The 18,440-nt window shown below is 72.3% G+C and carries 19 protein-coding genes; 5 read left to right on the top strand and 14 right to left on the bottom strand.

The window, feature by feature from the left end; all coding sequences use genetic code 11:
- Positions 1 to 37 precede the first annotated feature (37 nt).
- The 3 genes from ACFVDP_RS17795 to ACFVDP_RS17785 form a co-directional block, all read right to left on the bottom strand.
- The gene (locus tag ACFVDP_RS17795) at positions 38 to 1,264 is read right to left on the bottom strand and encodes an alginate lyase family protein (RefSeq protein ID WP_383490364.1); all 1,227 of its coding nucleotides are present in this window, start codon (positions 1,262 to 1,264) and stop codon (positions 38 to 40) included.
- A 102-nt stretch (positions 1,265 to 1,366) separates the two neighbouring features.
- A complete protein-coding gene (locus ACFVDP_RS17790) occupies positions 1,367 to 2,074 on the bottom strand; it encodes a TSUP family transporter (RefSeq protein WP_383490361.1) in 708 nt (235 codons plus the stop codon).
- Between the two features lie 20 nt (positions 2,075 to 2,094).
- Complete coding sequence (locus ACFVDP_RS17785; RefSeq protein ID WP_383490358.1) at positions 2,095 to 2,658, bottom strand: NADPH-dependent FMN reductase; 564 nt, start codon at positions 2,656 to 2,658, stop codon at positions 2,095 to 2,097.
- Positions 2,659 to 2,848: 190 nt separating this feature from the next.
- On the opposite strand from ACFVDP_RS17785, the gene ACFVDP_RS17780 reads away from it, so the two are divergent.
- Positions 2,849 to 3,136 (top strand): hypothetical protein, encoded by a 288-nt coding sequence (locus ACFVDP_RS17780; RefSeq protein ID WP_383490355.1) that lies wholly within the window; start codon positions 2,849 to 2,851, stop codon positions 3,134 to 3,136.
- A gap of 122 nt (positions 3,137 to 3,258) precedes the next feature.
- Here ACFVDP_RS17780 and ACFVDP_RS17775 read toward each other — a convergent pair whose 3' ends face one another.
- The 3 genes from ACFVDP_RS17775 to ACFVDP_RS17765 form a co-directional block, all read right to left on the bottom strand.
- The gene (locus tag ACFVDP_RS17775) at positions 3,259 to 3,669 is read right to left on the bottom strand and encodes a rodlin (protein WP_383490352.1); all 411 of its coding nucleotides are present in this window, start codon (positions 3,667 to 3,669) and stop codon (positions 3,259 to 3,261) included.
- A gap of 107 nt (positions 3,670 to 3,776) precedes the next feature.
- Positions 3,777 to 4,673 carry an LCP family protein gene (locus ACFVDP_RS17770; RefSeq protein ID WP_383490349.1) on the bottom strand — a complete coding sequence of 299 codons (897 nt, stop codon included), beginning with the start codon at positions 4,671 to 4,673 and terminating at the stop codon, positions 3,777 to 3,779.
- A gap of 351 nt (positions 4,674 to 5,024) precedes the next feature.
- Complete coding sequence (locus ACFVDP_RS17765; protein ID WP_383490346.1) at positions 5,025 to 5,435, bottom strand: rodlin; 411 nt, start codon at positions 5,433 to 5,435, stop codon at positions 5,025 to 5,027.
- Between the two features lie 246 nt (positions 5,436 to 5,681).
- On the opposite strand from ACFVDP_RS17765, the gene ACFVDP_RS17760 reads away from it, so the two are divergent.
- The 3 genes from ACFVDP_RS17760 (at position 5,682) to ACFVDP_RS17750 (ending at position 7,327) form a co-directional block, all read left to right on the top strand.
- A complete protein-coding gene (locus tag ACFVDP_RS17760) occupies positions 5,682 to 6,092 on the top strand; it encodes a rodlin (RefSeq protein WP_383490343.1) in 411 nt (136 codons plus the stop codon).
- Between the two features lie 225 nt (positions 6,093 to 6,317).
- On the top strand, positions 6,318 to 6,545 hold the full coding sequence (gene chpD / locus ACFVDP_RS17755) for a chaplin ChpD (protein ID WP_351449903.1): 228 nt from the start codon (positions 6,318 to 6,320) through the stop codon (positions 6,543 to 6,545).
- Between the two features lie 122 nt (positions 6,546 to 6,667).
- On the top strand, positions 6,668 to 7,327 hold the full coding sequence (locus ACFVDP_RS17750; protein WP_383490341.1) for a chaplin family protein: 660 nt from the start codon (positions 6,668 to 6,670) through the stop codon (positions 7,325 to 7,327).
- A gap of 205 nt (positions 7,328 to 7,532) precedes the next feature.
- Here the strand turns inward: ACFVDP_RS17750 and ACFVDP_RS17745 are convergent, their stop codons facing one another.
- Positions 7,533 to 8,849, bottom strand: a complete 1,317-nt coding sequence (locus tag ACFVDP_RS17745; protein WP_383490338.1) for an FAD-dependent oxidoreductase — start codon at positions 8,847 to 8,849, stop codon at positions 7,533 to 7,535.
- Positions 8,849 to 10,129 carry an ATP-grasp domain-containing protein gene (locus ACFVDP_RS17740; RefSeq protein ID WP_383490335.1) on the bottom strand — a complete coding sequence of 427 codons (1,281 nt, stop codon included), beginning with the start codon at positions 10,127 to 10,129 and terminating at the stop codon, positions 8,849 to 8,851. The genes ACFVDP_RS17745 and ACFVDP_RS17740 overlap by 1 nt, the downstream gene beginning before the upstream one ends.
- 131 nt (positions 10,130 to 10,260) lie before the next feature.
- On the opposite strand from ACFVDP_RS17740, the gene ACFVDP_RS17735 reads away from it, so the two are divergent.
- Positions 10,261 to 11,640: a glycosyl hydrolase gene (locus ACFVDP_RS17735; protein ID WP_383490333.1), complete on the top strand. Its 1,380-nt coding sequence runs from the start codon at positions 10,261 to 10,263 to the stop codon at positions 11,638 to 11,640.
- A 37-nt stretch (positions 11,641 to 11,677) separates the two neighbouring features.
- Here the strand turns inward: ACFVDP_RS17735 and ACFVDP_RS17730 are convergent, their stop codons facing one another.
- Genes ACFVDP_RS17730 through ACFVDP_RS17705 form a run of 6 tightly spaced genes read right to left on the bottom strand, consistent with a single transcriptional unit; the run spans position 11,678 to position 18,439 of the window.
- Positions 11,678 to 12,808, bottom strand: coding sequence for a GNAT family N-acetyltransferase (locus tag ACFVDP_RS17730; protein ID WP_383490330.1), 1,131 nt, complete (start codon positions 12,806 to 12,808; stop codon positions 11,678 to 11,680).
- The gene (locus ACFVDP_RS17725; RefSeq protein ID WP_383490327.1) at positions 12,808 to 13,467 is read right to left on the bottom strand and encodes a lipopolysaccharide biosynthesis protein; all 660 of its coding nucleotides are present in this window, start codon (positions 13,465 to 13,467) and stop codon (positions 12,808 to 12,810) included. Before ACFVDP_RS17725 ends, ACFVDP_RS17730 begins: the two co-directional genes overlap by 1 nt.
- On the bottom strand, positions 13,467 to 14,624 hold the full coding sequence (locus ACFVDP_RS17720; protein WP_383490324.1) for a glycosyltransferase: 1,158 nt from the start codon (positions 14,622 to 14,624) through the stop codon (positions 13,467 to 13,469). The genes ACFVDP_RS17725 and ACFVDP_RS17720 overlap by 1 nt, the downstream gene beginning before the upstream one ends.
- Complete coding sequence (locus ACFVDP_RS17715; RefSeq protein WP_383490320.1) at positions 14,621 to 15,403, bottom strand: polysaccharide deacetylase family protein; 783 nt, start codon at positions 15,401 to 15,403, stop codon at positions 14,621 to 14,623. Before ACFVDP_RS17715 ends, ACFVDP_RS17720 begins: the two co-directional genes overlap by 4 nt.
- Positions 15,393 to 17,072, bottom strand: coding sequence for a murein biosynthesis integral membrane protein MurJ (gene murJ / locus ACFVDP_RS17710; protein ID WP_383490317.1), 1,680 nt, complete (start codon positions 17,070 to 17,072; stop codon positions 15,393 to 15,395). The genes ACFVDP_RS17715 and murJ overlap by 11 nt, the downstream gene beginning before the upstream one ends.
- A complete protein-coding gene (locus ACFVDP_RS17705) occupies positions 17,069 to 18,439 on the bottom strand; it encodes an O-antigen ligase family protein (protein ID WP_383490314.1) in 1,371 nt (456 codons plus the stop codon). The genes murJ and ACFVDP_RS17705 overlap by 4 nt, the downstream gene beginning before the upstream one ends.
- Position 18,440: the final 1 nt, after the last annotated feature.

Below are 18,440 nucleotides of genomic sequence, written 5' to 3'. Positions count from 1 at the left end.
TGACTCTACGCCATCGGGGGACGAGAACGCGAATCGGCTACGCGGCGCTCGCGTGGGTCAGGGTTTCCCAGGCCACGAAGAGGTCGTCGGTGCCCTCGGGCCGCTCCTTGCGGGTCAGCTTCTCGGTCTGCGGAAGATCCATCTTCAGCCGGCCGCGCAGATGGCTGAGGCCGACCTCGGTGTCGGGTCCCATGTCCCGCTGCACCTTGCCGCCGCACAGCCAGGACGGGGCGGCGGCGCCGAGCTGGTACTTGGAGTGGAACTCGAGGGCGGCCGCCAGCCGGTCCTTCACCTCGCCGTACAGGTCGACGCCCTGGTGCCAGGCGGTCTCGGCGATGTGCGAGGTGGCGGCCAGTGAGTAGCTGGCGTGCTTGAAGTTGCGGCAGGTCTCCTGGGCGAGGCCGTCCTTGAAGGTGCTCTGCCCGAACCAGTACGTCCGCAGCTTCGCCGGGGTGTCGATGTCGCTGCCCTCGGGCTTCACCGGGAGCGCTCCGTCGGAGGAGAGGTAGAAGTAGGCGGGGACGCGGGCGCGGAAGTGGTGCACGGCCTTGTCGAAGGCGCTGTGGTCGTTGAGGTAGACGGCCATGTTCATGGTGGCGTCGGCCATGACCAGGTCCCAGTTGCCGTTGAAGTCGGCGGAGCCGGGCTGCACCACGGGCAGGTACACCTCGCGCAGCATCCGCTGGAACTTCAGCTCCTGCCCGTCCGGCCAGCCGCCGTACGTGTACTGCATCAGCTCGGCGGCCTTCGCCCAGGAGCTGCCGGCCCAGGCGGTCTGGAGCCCGGCGTTGCCCTCGGTGTGCCGCTTCACCTTGTCCGACCAGGCGTCCATGATCTCGACGGCCTTCTCGGCGTGGGTCTTGTCGTGGGTGATGTTCCACAGCAAGGCCTGGGTGTACGCGGCGATGGCGTCCTCGCGCTCCTCCACACAGCCCTGCCCAGGGCGGGTGTCGGGCGGGCACTCCACCGTCTCGTACGCCTTGGGCTTGTAGTCGAGCGCGGCGTACTTGCTGCGGCTCATCCCCCGGTACGCCGACAGCCACGGCTCTTCCTTGCGGGCCACATGGTCGCGGGCGGCCGCCAGCTGGTCCTTGCCGACGAGCACCCCGGGGTGGGTGAACGCCCCGCCCGCGGCCCGGGGCGCGGCGACGGCCCGCGCCGCACCGCTGTCCTGTGCCGGCCCCGAGCCGCAGCCCGACGCCGCGATGGTGACGAGGGGCACCAGTCCCCCCAGAAGAACGCGTCGCACCCACGCCGCTGCCATGCCCTACCTCCGCCTACGTCCGGTCATTGGCAGCCTGACCTGTACGCAAGGGGCCCGCAGTATCTGTTGCGCCGATGGAGATCCCACCCACCCCCGGGCTCCTTACAACCCCCACACCCCCTTCCCCACGGCCACAACCCCGCCCCCCAACGCCAACCCCAGAACAAGCCACCGCATCCCCCGCTCCGGCACCCGCCCCGCCAGCCCCCACCCCACAAGGGCCCCCACGAACAGCGCCCCGCCCGCGACACCCCACGCCCGCGCCCCGAGCCCCGGCAGCCCGCCCGAGGCGACCGACACGACGTTCACCACCACGCCGTAGAACTGCGCGTTCGGCACGAACTCCCGCATGGGCCAGCCCGCGTTCACGGCGTACAGGGAGAACGGCGGCCCGCCCACCCCGGCCGCCGCGTTCATGAACCCGCCCGCGCCCCCGGCGACCACGGCGCCCCCGGTCCCGCCGAGCCCCGGCATCCGCGCGCCCCGCGCGACCAGCGCCACGGCCGCGCACACGAGCGAGCCGAACACCATCATCAGCACCGGTTCGGACAGCCGCGCCGCCGTCCACGTACCGATCGGCACCGTGCACACGGCCGCTGCCACGAACGGCACCATGTCCCGCGGCCGCACCCGCCGCCAGCCGCCCACGAGCCCGGCACAACTCACCACTCCCCCGGCACAGTTGGCGAGCAGCACCCCGTCGGAGGGGCCGAGCAGCAGCACCAGGGCGGGCGCGGCGACCAGCGCGAACCCCATCCCGGTCAGCCATTGGACGCATCCCGCGACCGCGACGACGAGAGCCAGCCCCACCTCGCTCACCACGGCGCGGCTCAGCCCTGTCGCATCGGCGCCAACGCCTCGCTCAGGGTGAGCACTTCGGTGAGCATCTGTTGCAGCGCCGCCTCGTGGCGCTCGGCGGGCGCGAAGGTCGCGTACTGCTCGAAGTCGCTCTGCAACGACAGGTGGAGCTGGGTGTGCACGGCCGACAGCTGGACGGCCCCGGCGATGTGCCGCAGGTGGTCGACGGCGCGGGCCCCGCCGACGTTGCTGCCGTACCCGACGAACCCGGCGGCCTTGTTGTTCCACTCGTTGTACACGAAGTCGATGGCGTTCTTCAGGGCGGCGGGGATCGACCGGTTGTACTCGGGCGTGACGAAGACGAACCCGTCGAGCGAGTCGATCCTGGCGGCCCAGGCGCGGGTGTGCTCGTGCTCGTACTGTCCGAGCCGCGGCGAGCGCGGTTCGTCGAACAGCGGCAGGCCGTACGCGGCGACATCGACGACCTCGACGTCCAGGTCCGTCCGCGCCCGCCCCGCCTTCTCGATCCACTCCCCGATCTGCGGCCCGACGCGGCCGGGGCGGGTGCTGCCGAGGACGATGCCTATCGTGGTCATGCGGGTGTCTCCCAGTACGTCGAAGATCCGGATCGGCACCCTCAGCGTGCCTCAACGGACATCGGCACGCTGCCTGTTGGGAAAGAAGGACCGGCCACCGGGATCGAACGGACGGGACGCCTCTTAGACCTGACGGGTGGGCGCCCTTCGGCCCCCGTATCTGCTCGGACGGGCGCACCGTTGTAGAGGCATGACCTCAACTCGACGTGCCCTGACCGCTGTCCTGCTCGCCGTCGGTGCCACCGCGATCGCGGTCCCGACGGCAGGCGCCGCTCCCCTTCCGCTGACCCCTGACGGCGAAGCCATCTCCCCCGCCGCGACGCTCGACTCGGTGTCGACGATGGCGATCCCGGAGGAGCGCCGCGCCGAGGTGCCCAGCGCCACGTCCCAGCTGGGCGGGCTGAACCGGCTGGACGAGCTGCACCAGCTGACGGACCTGGTGGCGCCGGTCACCGGCGTGCTGCCCTCGGTCCAGTAGGGCCCGGGCGGCAGTCCCCCACGACACGACGACGGCGGCGGATCACTGGTGATCCGCCGCCGTCGTCGTGTCCGCGAACGGGAGAGGGGCAGCCGCGCGCGGCGACTGCCCCCTCAGGTCCTTCAGTGGTTCGCGGCACCGTTGCCGGACAGGACCGGGATGTCGTCCAGGACGTGCGACAGCGGCTCGTCGCCCTTGGCCTGGGTGGAGTTCTCGGTGCACTGCTGGTTCTGCGGCGCCGACAGGATCGGGATGTCCTGGAGCGAGACCGGCACGACGCCGACGAGCGAACCGACGTTGGCCTTGGCCGGCAGGCCGATGCACGGCTTGTTCAGCGAACCCTGCACGAGACCGAGCTGCGGGCTCATGTCGCCGTGGGTCGCGGAGTTGCCGTACTCCTGCTCCGCGCCGTTGCCGCTGATGGACGTCGTGCCGCCGTCGTCACCGATGGCCAGCGCCTGCGGGGCGGCCACGGCGGACAGACCGGCGACGGACACGGCGAGCGTTGCGGTCGCCCACAGCTTCTGGTTCATGTGTTTTCCCTTCGATGAACGACTCCGATTGCGGAGCCACACATGGTCAACTGATGAGGATTCGGACAGTTGCGGAGCGCGACCCGTTCGGCCCAGTACGCCGCGCGTCAGGCGCAGGCGTACTTGTCACCGCGCACGACGGGCTGGTCCTGGAGACGCGGCGGGTCGAGCGGCTCGGTGCGGGACCCGGGCGACGTCACCTGGCGGTCCTCCCGCAGCGTCGTGAAGAGCCGGTCGGCGCGCTCCTCGTCCCAGCGGAGCGTGGAGCCGACGTTCTCGATCACGTCGTTGAACCCGCCGATGGGCACCGTCCCGAACTCCATGTTCTTGAGCGGGATGCGGTGCAGTTCCCGGGCCAGGGCGACGAGATCGGACGCGGTGAAGCCCTGTTCGACCGTTGCCGATCCGAGCATGGTCCTGGCCAGGCGCGCGGCCTTGACCGGGTCGGCGAGAGTCGACTTCAGCCCGGCGCCGCGCAGGGCGTTGACCAGGAACCGCTGCTGGCGCTGTACGCGTCCCAGGTCGGCGCTGGTGTCCACATGGCGCGAGCGCACGTACTGCAGGGACGGGCCCCCAGCGAGGCGGTGCCGCCCGGGAGCGAGGTTCAGCTTCGTCGCCTGGTCCGAGAGCCGGCGCTTGGTGCACACGGTCACGCCGTCGACGGCGTCGACACTGTCGATGAACCGGCGGAAGTCGATCTGGAGGAAGTGATCGATGCGCAGCCCGGTCATGGACTCGACCGTCGCCACGGCGAGCGAGGGACCGCCCTCCGCATACGCGGCGTTGATCTTCGCCGGGTGGGCCTCGCGCGTCGTGCCGTCGGGCTCCTCGTGCGCGGGAATCTCCGTGTACGAGTCCCGTGGCAGGCTGATGACGCTGACCCGGTCGTGCTTCTGCGACAGATGAACCAGCATCATCGAGTCGCTGCAATTGCAGGCGACTCCGCCGGCGTGGAATTTCTCTTTCTCCGCACGGGTGATGGTGTCGCGGCTGTCTGTTCCCATCAGGAGAATATTGGTGCCCGCGCCACCGGCGGGACGATTCTGCAGACCGCTGAAAGCGTCCACCTGTGCGGGCAGAGCACCCGCCACCTGTCCGGCCGCCGCGCCGGAAAAGGCCAGGAATCCGAGCGCGAGAGCGCCGATTGCGATCCTGCTGCGGCCGCCCCGAAGAAACCTTTTCCTCATCGTGCACTCCACTGGCGAAGGGGTCGATGCGCCAGGATCGTAGGCACATCTTCTTTTCCCTCCGGGCAGCCCGCGCACGCCGGAGCGAAAACAACTCTTTCGCCTCATGGGCCGGAAAAGACGTTGGGCCGCCGGAAAACGGCGGCCCAACGGGAAATGCGTGCTGCGTCAGTGGTTGGCAGCACCGTTGCCGGAGAGCACCGGGATGTCGTCCAGGATGTGCGACAGCGGCTCGTCACCCTTGGCCTGGGTGGAGTTCTCGGTGCACTGCTGGTTCTGCGGGGCCGACAGGACGGGGATGTCCTGGAGCGACACCGGCACGACACCGACGAGCGAACCGGCGTTGACCTTGGCCGGCAGGCCGACACAGGGCTTGTTGAGCGAGCCCTGGATGAGCGCCATCTGCGGGCTCATGCTGCCGTACGTGGCGGAGTTGCCGTACGCCTGCTCGGCGCCGTTGCCGCTGAGCGAGGTGGTGCCGCCGTCGTCGCCGATCGCCATCGCAGGCGCAGCCACGGCCGCCGAGACACCGACGACGGAGGCGGCGACCGCTGCGGCAGCCATAGCCTTCTTCATCATGAGAAGTTCCCCTTCATTTGCGTTTTGGGAGCACCGTGAACAACTCCGTTTCTTCGGATCGGTTGTCCACGTTCACCCGGACGGGGGCCCGGCCCGGGGCAGAAGAAATGACTATCCGACCCACCGGGGGATCCGGACCCGTCGTGCGCCCTGCGGGCAAACGAGTGAACCTGAAGAACTATTCGCACCCAGCCGTAGTTGTTCCCTGCGCAGCAAACCGGTGCCTGTCAGAAAAGGAACACATCAATGCTCAAGAAGGCTATGGCTGCCGCAGCAGTCGCCGTTTCCGTCGTCGGTGTCTCCGCGGCCGCGGCCTCCCCGGCCCTCGCCATCGGTGACGACGGCGGTACCACCTCGCTCAGCGGCAACGGCGCGAAGCAGGCCTTCGGCAACTCCATGACCGAGGGTGACATGAGCCCGCAGCTCGGCCTGGTCCAGGGGTCGCTGAACAAGCCGTGCATCGGCCTGCCCGTCAAGGGCAACGTCGGCTCGCTCGTCGGCGTCGTGCCGGTGGCCGTCCAGGACATCCCGGTCCTGTCGGCCCCGCAGAACCAGCAGTGCACGGAGAACTCGACGCAGGCCAAGGGCGACGAGCCGCTGTCGCACATCCTGAGCGACATCCCGGTCCTCGCCGGCAACGGCGTGGCGAACGGCTGATCGGCCGCCGCACGGACAGCTCGGGCCGCCCGCTTCTTCGGATCGCGGGCGGCCCGGGTTTTTTTGTGCCCGAATGGCCGCACCGTTTCATCAATTAAGTGGGCCCACAGTTTCCTCGCCCACACTTGCCTCGTTTTCTTTCCCGAGGGGCCGGGCGAGAAAGTGATCCCCTTTCGAACAGGCACCTCATTCATATTTCTCAGAAATAAGGAGAGACACATGTCCATGAAGAAGAGCGCCACCGTTGTCGCCGGCGTCATCATGGCCCTCGGCATGGCGGCCCCCGCGTTCGCCGACGCCGGCGCCGAGGGTGCGGCCGTGGGCTCCCCGGGCGTCCTGTCCGGCAACGTCGTGCAGGTCCCGGTCCACGTGCCGGTCAACGTCTGCGGCAACAGCGTCAACGTCATCGCGCTGCTGAACCCGGCGTTCGGCAACTCCTGCGCCAACGTCTGAAATACCCCGGCACTCAGCCACCGGCCGGCCCTGGACACCCTCGGGATCCAGGGCCGGCCGCACTTTCACGACACGACGCCAAGCACGACTTCACGCAGCACTTCAGCAGGAAGGGAAACGCATTGAGGCAGGCACTGAAGATCGGTGTCATGGCCGCCGCGGCCGCGACGGGCATGCTCTCCATGCCCGGCGCGAGCGCCGCGGCCCTGACCGGTGACGAGGGGGACGCGGGCGCGTCCACGTCCGCGGCCGACACTCAACCGGAGGAGCACGGCTACGGCGAGACGTCGCCGTCCGAGACCACCGCGAACTCCCCGGGGCTGCTGTCGGGGAACACGGTGCAGGCCCCCGTGGACATCGGCCTGAACCTCTGCGGGAACACCGCCGATGTGGTCGGCGCGCTCAACCCGTCGACGGGCAATGCGTGTGCGGGCTCCGGTGACGCGTCGGCCGCCCCCGCGCCCGCCGAGGAGCACCTTCCGCCGAGCGCCCCTGCCACGCCCGCGACTCCCGTCACCCCGGTGGCTCCCAGCACCCCCGTGCAGCCGCCCACCGGCCGGTCCGTTCCCGTACCTGCGCCGGTCCACGTGGACCGGCCGGAGGCGGGACGAGAGGTGCTGTCCCCGGCGGCGGCGCCGGCCGAGGTGCGGGCGCCGGGGGCGCGTGAGCGGCTGGCCGACACGGGCGCCGATCCGAACCTGCTGGCCGCCGCGGCCGCCAGCGCCGGGCTGCTCGTCGGCGGCGGAATCCTGTACCGCAGGTCGAGTGCCACGCGGCGCTGAGTGTCAGAAGGGCCGAGTGCCGGGTCGGGAAGAACTACGCAAAAGCTCTTCCCGACCCACAGAGGAAGCCGCGAACACAGGCTGCCTCCCCACGGCGTGACGCCGACGGCTGGGAGGAAGGCAGCGCGGCGATTCTCATGACGACGTCCAGTGCACCACCGCCGGTTCCCCCCTGAAGAACCGGTTCACCCATTCGCACGCAACGTCACCCCAACGGGCCACCGGCCCCCGGCCGCCCGCCGTCGGACGCCGCCGCGACCGTCTCCGGGACGGTGTCCGCCGAGTGCCTGCGGCCCCCGGGAACCACCGGGCCGCCCCGCAGCGGCTGTCGTCCGAGATGCCGCTCGACCCCGTCCACCAGTGCGGGCGCCGTATAGGTCGCCCCGTGGACGAACCGCATCGAGGGACCGAAGTCGGCCGCCGTGACCAGGCCCGCGAGGAAGAGCCCCGGGTAGGCGGACTCGAAGCCCCGGCGCACCCGCGGCGCGCCCTCGGGGTTCGGCGCGAGCAGGTTCCGCACCCGCGGCGCGAGCACCGTCATCCGGGCGCAGCTCGCCTCGAAGCCGGTGGCCGCGATGACGTGATCGGTCGTGAAGTCCTCCACGTCCGCCCCCGGTCCCGCCGTGCGCACCCGCACCCGGCCCGACGCGAGCCGGGCCTCCACGATCGTCCGCCCCAGCCGGATGTCGATGCCCGCCGCCGCCACCCGGTCCCTGACCCACCAGGCGCCCGCGGGGCCCAGCGCCGTCGCGGAGATGCCCGCCCGGGTGCGCTCCGGCAGCCTGCGGAAGGCGCCCGGCCGTTCCGCGTAGAACCAGTTGCGCCAGCCGCAGCCGAGGCCGCTGTGCGGCGCGCGCAGGCTCTTCCACCAGGGGCGCTCCCAGGGCGGCGGGACGCTGTTCCACACCAGGCCGGGGGCGCGGGCGACCAGCCGTACCCGGGTGGACTGTTCGGCGAGCAGCGCCGCGGTCTCCAGGGCGGCCTGGCCCCCGCCGACCACGGTGACGTCGGCCCCGGCGAAGCGGTCCAGGTCGCTGTGGCCGCTGCTGTGCGTGACGTGATCCTCCGTCAGTCCGCGCAGGGCTTCCGGGAGATGCATGTACGGCAGTACGCCGGTGGCCAGGGCGACCGATCTGGCGCGCAGGGTCTCGCCGTCCTCGGTCTCCAGCGTGAATCCCTCGGGCGCCGCGTCGATGCGCGTGATCATCCGTTCGTCCAGGTGCGTCACCGCCTGGCGCGCGAACCACAGTCCGTACGACGCGAACGTCTCCACGGGGATGGGGTGCCCGTGCGTCGCGGTCGTCCCGAGGCCGGCGCAGTACTGCTCCAGGCGGAAGGCCGTGCCGGGCGCGGAGAGGTTCGAGGCCCACGGCTCCGACTTGAGGAACATGCCGCGCGGCATGTGGTGGCGCCACGACTGCATCGGCCTGCCGAAGACCGCGGTGCGCAGTCCCCTGGCCTCGGCGTGCGCGGCGATGGACAGGCCGTACGGGCCCGCCCCCACGATCAACAGGTCGTACATCAGCAGCTCGCCTTTCGTTCAGCCGGAGTCGTGCGGGCGGGGACAGCGGGTTCGGTGCGGTGGTCGAGCGGGACCGGGACCGGCGTCGGCGCGGGCCGGCGCAGCAGGCGGCGCGCCGCGTGCCGGGACCACTCGGCGGCCATGTTCCGGGCGGGCGCCGGGTCGTCCTGGGCGTGCCAGGCGAACTCGCGCAGCGGGGAGCGTCGCCGGCTGGGCAGGGCGGCGGTCAGCAGGGCTTTGAGCGCGGTCAGCGGCGCGTAGTTCTCCACGACGAAGGTCCGTCCCGGCAGGGCGTGCCCGGCGGGCAGCGGCTGCTCCGTCAGGTCGAGGTACTGGGCGCGTACGACGTCGAGGCCGTTGCCGTCCGCGAACAGCCGGAACTGCGCGCCGGGCCGGGGGTTGAAGTCCAGCAGGCAGTACCGGCCCGATTCCGGATCCACCCTGAAGTCGATGTCGAAGATGCCCCGGTACCGCAACTCCCCGACCAGGCGCTCGACCACGGCCCGCAGTTCGGGGACCGGGGCCCAGCGGCCCACCGCGGTCAGGCCCGCGCCGCGGGGCCACGCCTGGTGCTTGCTCCCCGCGCCGCCGCCGTGCAGCCGGCCGAGCCGGTCGACGTATCCGTGGAAGAACCAGTCGCCGCCGCCGGCCGCCAGGTGCTTCTGGAGCAGCAGGGTGCTGCCGGTCCCCAGGCCCCTGCGGTACAGGCTCCTGGCCTCCTGCGGGGTGCTGATCAGGCAGGTGCTGCGCAGGCCCGCGTCGGGGGGCAGCAGCCACGGGCGGCTCCACTTGGCCACGACGGGCGGGCCGAGCTCACCGATCGCGGCGGCCGCCTCCTGCTCGTCGCGCGGCAGCACCGTGGCCGGGTGGGCGATGCCGACGCCGCGGCAGAGCTCGGGCAGCCGCGCCTTGTCCGCGACGTGCTCGGCCAGGTCCCCGGGCTGCTCCGGGAGGAGGAACGTGCCGGACAGCTCCTCGCGCAGCCTGCTCACCGCGATGGCTCCGGCGTCGTCCATCGGGATCAGCACCGCCGGCCGGCCGATCCGGGCCGCGGTGCGCCGCAGGGACGCGGCGATCTCGCTCAGCGGGGCCCCGGGTGGCGGTGGCGGATGCATCTGGCTGACGAAGCGCGAGCGGGCGACCGGGCTGCGGTCCGACTCCGCCGCCACGTGGACCTCCACGCCGCAGCGCCCCAGGGATCTCACCGCCCCCAGGGTGCCGTGGTGGAAGGGGTTGGGGTCGATCCTCAGCAGCACAACCGGGACACAGGGTTCGAGCACGTGTCGATTCCTTTCCAGGAACTAGCCCGCGAGGGTGATGAAGGACGGCCATCGGCCGGTCCACGGTTGGCGCATTGGGCATATATATGACTGATTGTCAGAAATGGAGTAACCGCGCACGAGGAGCAGGCATGGCCGCAGAACGCCGATGGACGAAGCACGGACGACTTCCACTGATCACGGCGGGAGTCCTGGTCTCGCTGGTGGTCGCCTCAGGATCCGTGACGACGGAGCCCGCGGACGCCAGCCCACGCCCCGACCCGGCCCCTACCACCGGAACGGGCCCCGTCCCGTGGTGGCCGGCCGGCTCGGAGGACCCCAGTCCCCCCGCCCAGGAGCCGGCCGCGGCGAGCGAACCGCCCGCGCCGCAGGCCAGCCCGTCAGGCAGCCAGGACCCGGTACCGTCCGCCACACCGACCGGGGAACCGACCGGGACACCCGCCGCGGAGGCGTCCCCGAGCCAGGAGCCCGGCAAGAGCGCGGACAAGTTCCCCGCGTTCGGCGCCTACCTGGACTACGGGCCCCGGGGCGTGACCCGGATGACACAGCTGTCCCAGTGGCTCGGCGGAGCCGATCTGCGGGTCGGGCACACCTATCTGCCCGGCGACAAGTGGAGCAACATCGAGGGCGGCCAGTCGTTCCTCGACAGCTGGGCCAAGTGGCGCAAGGAGCGCGACGACCGGCTCCTCGTCCTCAACGTGCCCATGCTGGAGCGCAACGAGGAGGGCGTGCCGGACGCCGAGGTGCGCAATCTGCTCCAGCAGGGCGCGCGGGGCGACTTCGACCAGCACTACCGGGCCCTGGCCGAGAACCTGGTCGACCTGGACGTGCCGGACACCGTGGTCGTGCTCGGCTGGGAGATGAACGGCACGACGTACACGCACCGCTGCGGTCCCGATCCCGAGTCCTGGAAGAAGTACTGGAAACGGATCGTGACGGTGATGCGGTCGGTGCCGGGGCAGAAGTTCCGCTTCGACTTCACGCCGAGCCGCGGCCGGGACGCCGTGCCGTGGACCGACTGCTACCCCGGTGACGACGTCGTCGACATCGTCGGCATGGACTCCTACGACCAGCCGGAGGGCAAGTCCTTCGACGAGCAGGTCTCCGAGCCGTACGGGCTCCAGGCCCAGGTCGACTTCGCAGCGGAGCACAAGAAGCCGATCTCGTACCCGGAGTGGGGGCTGTTCCGCAACGGCGACAACTCCGAGTACATGAAGCGGATGCTCGACTGGATGGACGAGCACAAGCCGCTCTACAACACCCTGACGGACTACTGCCCGCACGGTGTGTGGCAGTGCGACAAGAACCCGAAGGCGGCGGAGGTCTACCGGGCGGCGCTGACCGGCCGCGACGCGCCGACCGACCAGCCGACGGAGCCCACGGTCCCGACCGAGCCCACCAACCCGACGACGCCTCCGCAGTGTTCGCCGGTCGACCTCGGTGACTGGGTCGAGCACTGGCTCGGCGGCAAGCTGTGCCTGCGGTTCGACTGGTTCCAGCGCCGCTCCTGAGCCGCCGGAACCGCTGAGCGCGGTGGCGGCCGGTCCTCTACGTCGAGGTCCCGTCGCCACCGCGCTCCTTCCATGCCCGCCGTGCCGCCCGGGCCAGCGACCGGGCGCGCACGTCGGCGAGCAGGGCCGCGAGCTGGGGTGCCGAACCGCCGCGCGCCAGCAGCAGCCGCTGGTTGACCAGCCGCTCGGGCCGCCAGTGCAGCTTGTAGGGCTCGGTGCCGCGCAGCAGGCTCAGCACCCCGGCCGGGGAGCCGTCCTGGAGGTGCTGGGCGCAACTGCGCAGCAGCATCGTGGCGACGTCGATCTTCTGTTCGCGCAGCTGGGGGTGCGCGCCGTAGAGATAGCCGCCCGCGAGCCGCGGCGAGACGAAGGTCAGGTCGGCGGCGACGACGGCGCCGTCCAGGGTGAACTCGGTGACGACGGCGTCGCCGGTCTCGGCCATGAGCGTCGCCGAGCGGCTCAGGTGCTCGGCGAACCGCGGCTTGACGTGCTCCGTCGTCACCTTCCGCTCCTGCCACTGCAATTGATGCAGTTCCAGCAGGCGGCGTACGGAGGCGCCGACCTCGGCCGGGGGCACGACCCGGCGCTCGATGCCGGTCGCGTCCAGCTTGCGCATCTTGGCGCGGGCCCGCTGCGCGCGCGGCCGGGGCAGCCGCTGCACCAGGTCGTCCATGGGCAGCGCGGGCAGTTCCAGGCACGCCGAGTCGTCCAGCCTGCGCCGCGGTCCGCGCCACCGGTCGTGCAGGGTCTCCACCGTGGAGCCGGGCCGCACCTCGCGGAAGTCGATGACGGCGGTCCGCGCGAGCCGCCACAGTCCGGCACCGAGCGCGTCGAGCACGGCGTCGGCCCCGCCCGGCGGGTCGGCGTCGACCAGGACGTCGCTGAAGTCGGAGATGTCGGTGCCGAGCGGCGTCAGTGTCGGGAAGGGGCGCAGCCGTCGCATGAGGGGCGCGGCCGCCACGAGCCGCCCGTCCCGGCGTACGAGGACGACGCGCAGCCGGCCCGCGCTGCCGTAGGACAGCCACCACGAGTGGAGCCAGGCGTGGCTCTGGAACGGGGTCGCGGTCGTGCAGGACCGGTGCAGCCTGTTCCACTCCTCGCGCAGCGCCCCGAACGCGGCCTGGTCCGCGCACACCGAGACGACGGGGGCCGCCGCGCCGCTCGGCATCAGGCGCCGCGCACTTCGGAGGCGACCGCGGGGGCCGGCACCGTGGCCGTGGCGGGGGCGACGGCCTTGCGCGGCCTGACCAGCAGCGCGAGCCCGCCGAGCAGCCCGCCCGCGCTGGCGCCGACGAGGGTGGTCAGCGCGGCGGAGGCCGAGGACGGCTCGGTCGGCTTCACGGCCCGGGTGAAGCGCAGCAGCTCCACGTGGGTGTCGTCCTTGGTGTGGCTGGCGTTGGCGGTGAGCGCGCGGGCGACCGCGTTGGCCATCTCCATCGCCTGCGCGGGCCGCGCCGAGGACGCCGAGATGGAGACCATGGGCGCGTCCGGCGAGGTCTCCGCCCGCACGTTCGCCTGGAGCGTGCTGATCGGCACGCCCGCCGCGACCTGGGCGTCGCTGAGCACCGCGACCTGAGTGGCGACCCGGCTGTACGCCTGGGCGAAGCCGAGCGCGGACATCGAGTCCGAGTCCTTCGTCGGCACGGCGATCACATAGCTGGTCGCCGTGTACTGCGGCGTGCTGACCACGCCGTACACCCCGCCGGCCAGCGCGCCGACAACGAGGCCCACGGGCAGCGGCCACCACCGGGGCAGCCTCCTGCCGCGGGCGGTCGCGCGGGCGAGCGGGGCGCGCGGGGCACTCCTGTCCTGGGCGGCTTCGGTCATCACGTACTCACTCCTGATGTCGGTGCGCCCGCGGCCGTCACGTACACGTCGTGGTGCAGTGCGGCGCTACGGGCGATGCTGTAGTGGAGAGCGGCCGGTGACGGCTGCCTGGCGCCGCCCGGTTCCGCGCGGCTTCTTGGCAACTCACAGGTCTCGCGGATCTCACGGACGAACGAGGTGGCGTCACCCGGGACACGGACGGCGCGAGCCCCCGTGCCCGGGGGCAGGTCGTCGACCGCGGGGCAGGTCACATAGAGCACCGGCAGCCCGCTGGCCTGCGCCTCCACCACGGCGAGGCCGAACGCCTCGTCGCTCGAAGGGGAGGCGAGCAGGTCCATCGCGGACAGCAGCGCGGGCAGGTCGAGCGCGCCGGTGCGCTCCGCCTCGATGTGCGGACGCTCCCCGGCGAGGACGACCCGGCCGGACACTCCGGCGTGCCGCGCGGCCCGGCGCAGGGTCTCCTCCTGCGGGCCGGTGCCGACCAGCAACAGGTGGACGTCGTCGGGGAGTTCGCGCAGCGCCTCGATCAGGACGCCGAACCGCTTGCCCTCGACGAGGCGGCCCACCCCGCCGACGACGTACGCGTCGGCGGGCAGGCCCAGGTCCTTCCGGGCGGCGGCGCGCGCCTCGGGGTCGTAGGCGAAGCGCGGCACGTCCACGCCGTTGGGGACGATCCGCACCCGGTCCCGGGCCACGCCCCACGCGGCGAGACGGTCGGCCACCGCGGGGGACACGGCGATGGTCGTGCGGCCGAGCCGCTCCCCCGTCCGGTACAGGGCGCGCACCGAGCGGGTCAGCGGGCGCCCCTCGATCTGGGTGTCGCCGAGGGAGTGCTCGGTGGCGACGACCGCCCGGACCCCGGCGAGGCGGGCCGCGATCCGGCCGTACAGACAGGCCCGGTAGAGGTGGGTGTGGACGAGGTCGTAGCGGCCGGCGCGGATCAGCCGCACCAGGCGGGGCAGCGCGCGGCCGTCGCGGTTGCCGGCCATGCCGAGGTGGGTGACGCGCACCCCGTCGCGGCGCAGCCCGTCGGCGACCTGGCCCGGATTGGTCAGGGTCACGACGTCGTGCGTGCCCGGCAGATGGCGCAGCAGCAGCCGCAGTTGCTGTTCCGCGCCGCCCGCGCCCAGACCGGTGATGACGTGCAGCACCTTCACCGCGCGCACTCCCCGACCTGCCAGGGGCGCCGCAGCACGCGGTGGGCCCGGCGCTTGAGTTCGAGCCGCCACGGGGTGTCCCGCTGCCCCACGTAGACGCGCGGCATGGCGTGCACGCTGGTCAGCGGGCCCGGGGAGATGGCGCAGCCGTAGCGGTAGCCGGCCCGGCGGACCGCCTCCACCGTCGCGGAGTCCACATATCCGTACGGGTAGCAGAAGCCGAGGACCTCGGCGCCGACGATCTCCTCGATCTGCGCCTTGCTGCGCTGGATCTCGGCCCGGCGCTGGTCCTCGTCGGCGTGCGTGAGGTCGACGTGCATCAGCCCGTGGGAGCCGATCTCCATGCCGGCCGCGGCCGCTTTCCTGATGCCCTGCGGGGTCAGCAGCGGCTTGCGGGGGCCTTCGGTGTCCCAGGCGTTCTCGCCGCCGAGGCGACCCGCGAGGACGAAGACGGTGGCCGAGCATTCGTAGTGGCGCAGCAGCGGCAGCGCGTTCTCGACGAAGTCGCCGTAGCCGTCGTCGAAGGTGAGGCCGACCAGGCCGCGCCCGGCACCCCGGCCGCGGGCCCGCAGGAGTTCGGCGACGCTGACGCCGCGCAGCCCGCGCGAGCGCAGCCAGCGCAGTTGCTGCTGGAGCCGGTCGGGGGTGACGGTGACGTTGTACGGGTCGTCGGCGCAGTCGTCCACCGAGTGGTACATCGCCACCCAGGGGGAGCGGCCCGGCAGCAGTTCTCTCGATCTGAGTCCCGGGGTTTCCTTCAGCGCTGTTTCAGCGGACATGGCGGAGCTTTCTGGTCGCGAAGCGGACGGCGGGTACGAACGCCTGGACGTTCAGGGCCCACAGGAGCAGGCCGAACACGGTCCCGATGGCCAGGCACCCGGCGGCGAGGGATCCCAGCGGCTGCCCGACCCGCGCCGCGCACACCAGGCCGGCGGCCGTGGCGGCCACGGCCGCGAGCAGCGTCTTGCCGAGTTCGAGGAGCACCACGGGCAGCCGGACGGGGACGCTGCGCCGGTCCATCGCCGTCAGCAGCAGCACGGCGGTGAAGGTGATGCCGAGGGCGTTGGCCGCGGCGATGCCGCCGACGCCCCAGGTGCCGACGGTCAGGGTGCCGACCCCGGCGGTGAGGGTCATCCCGAGCGCCATCGAGACCACCGGGTACCAGGTGGGCCGGCCCGCGGAGAAGTAGGAGCGCACCAGCGCCCCGACGAGGCAATGCCCGAGCAGGCCCAGCGAGTAGATGCGCATGATGGACGCGGTGGCGGCGGTGTCCGCGCCGGTGAACGCGCCGCGCTGGAACAGCAGTTGAATGATCTGCGGGGCGCAGGCGAAGACCACGGCCGCGCCGGACAGCACGATGCAGGCCGCGAGCGCGATGTCGCGCTCGACCCGGTCGCGGGCCCGCTCGATGTCGCCGCGCGCCAGCGCCTTCGCCACCACGGGGAAGGTGACCGTGCACAGCATCAGGGACAGCACCATCGGCAACTGCGCGACCTTCTGGGCGTAGTTGAGGTGCGAGATGGCCCCGGACGGCAGGGACGAGGCGAGGAAGCGCTCGATGAACACCTGCGACTGACGGCACAGCGCGAAGAGCAGCACGGTCCAGATCAGCATCATGTTCAGCCGCTGCTTCTGCACCGGGCCGCTGTCGCCGGACGCCCCCTTGCCCGCCTGCTCCCCGGCCTCGGCGCGGGTCAGGCAGCGGCGCAGCACCGGCGCCTGCACCAGCACCATCAGGCAGCCGCCCACCGCGACCCCGGCCGCCGCGGCGCGCACGCCCCACCGGTCGGCCAGCACGAGGAGGGTGACGATGATGCCGGCGTTGTACGCGACGTAGATGGCGGCCGGGGCGAGGTAGCTGCTGTGGGCGCGCAGGGCGGCGCTGCAGTATCCGGTGAGCCCGAAGGTCAGGACGCAGGTCGCGGTCAGCCGGGTGCAGTCGACGGCGAGTTGCGGATCGGGCAGGCCCGGCGCGAGCAGCTCCACCAGCTGGGGCGCGCCGGCCATCAGGGCCAGTCCCGAGGCGAGGAAGGCCAGCGTCAGCCGGGGCAGTGAGCCGGCCACCAGCGCCCGCACCGGGTCCTGCCCGTGTCCCGCCCGGCTGCCGCGCAGGGCGATCGCCGCGCTGAAGGCGGGCACGAGCATGAAGGCCAGGCCGTCCTCGATGAGGAGGGTCGCGGCGACCTCGGGCACGGTCCACGCCACGAGGAAGGCGTCCGTCTCGCTGCCCGCTCCGAAGAGGTGGGCCAGCGTCTGGTCGCGGACGAGGCCAAGCAGCGAGCCGGCGGCGGAGAGCACGGCCGTCAGGAGCGCGGCCCTGGCGAGGAAGTTGCTCGACGTGCCGTGGGACTCGCGGCTCTGCTCGGCCGTGTTCTCGGCCGTCTGCTGGGCCGGGACCGCGTGCGGGCGTACGGTCTCGTCGCCGTCGGCGGGAAGGGTCGGTTTCATCGCCCGGCCGCCGCATCGTCGAGGGCGCTTCCGGCCTTGGGCGCGAGGGCCCACCATGCGGCCAGGCCGAACACGACGGAGGTGAGCACCGTGGAGGGCCCGCCGATGTCCGCGTACACGAAGTCGATGAGCTGCCAGACGAGCAGTCCGCAGGCGATGAGCGCGCAGTCGAGCCCGTCGGCCCCGCGGTGCGCCGTGCCGAGCCGCCGCACCCCGAGGACCAGCATCGCCAGCCATGCCCCCGCGATGGCGCAGAGGCTGAGCAGCCCCTGCTCGCTGAGGACGAGGAGGTACATGTTGTGCGGGGAGAGCAGCGGCTGGCGGCGGAAGGCCGCGCCGGCGCCGGCCACGTCGCTGCCCGCGGACAGCGCGATGGAGGCGTGGCTGTCGCGGTAGGCGGGGAAGTTCTTGAGCCCGACGCCGGTGGCCGGGTGCTCCTCCCACATGTCGATCGCCGCGGCCCACATCGTGTACCGGTCCGTCACGGACTGGTCGGGGGCGGCGGTGACCTGCGTGATGCTGCTGAGGCGCTCCTCCAGCATCGAGGTGCCCACGCCGAAACCGCCGACGAGGACGATCGCGGCGGCGACCCCGATCGCGACCAGGCGGACGGCCCGGCGCAGTCCGGCACAGCCGATCTGGAGCACGCAGACCACGGCCGTCGCGATCCAGGCGCCGCGGCTGAAGGAGAGCGCGAGGGGCACCACGAGCCCGGCCGCGCAGAGCAGCGCGCCGAGCCGGACCCGGGGCGTCCCGCCGCCGAGCGCCAGGGCGACCGCGCACACGAGCCCGTACGCGACGACGGTGGACATGCCCATCACGTCGGTGGCGCCGAAGGTGCCGACGGCCCGGATGTCCTCGCCCGCGTAGCTGGCGCCGGTCCCGGTCAGGTACTGGTAGACGCCGATCGCGCCCTGCCACAGGCCCAGCGCCACCAGCCCCCAGGCGACGAGCCGGAAGTCGTCGCGGTCGCGGACGAGGATCAGCACGGCGGCCGGGACGAGCACCAGGATCTGGTAGTAACGGGCCATCCCCACCAGGGCGTTGGACACCGAGTCGGCGCCGAGCGCGGCCACCGCGACGGCGACGACGGGCAGCCCGAGCACGACGAGGGCGGTACGCGTCAGCGGGCGCTGCCGGTACCGCACGGCGCGCACGGCGCAGAACAGCACGACGAGCCCGGAGACGGCGTCGGCGAGGCCGCCGGTGCCCCCGCTGCCCTCCTGCTCCGCGCCCGCTCCCAGGGGCAGGGCGAGCATCGCGATCAGCAGCAGGACCGGGAGTACGGGCCAGTGGCGGCGCGCCGCCCGGAGGACGGGCGCCGCGGCGCCGGCGCGCGGGCCGGTGACGGCGGGGAGGACGGTCACG

It is taken from the genome of Streptomyces sp. NPDC057694 (assembly GCF_042799415.1).
Classification (GTDB): Bacteria; Actinomycetota; Actinomycetes; order Streptomycetales; family Streptomycetaceae; genus Streptomyces.
Note: the sequence above shows the minus strand (reverse complement) of the source record. Positions and strands in the feature narration are given on the sequence as shown.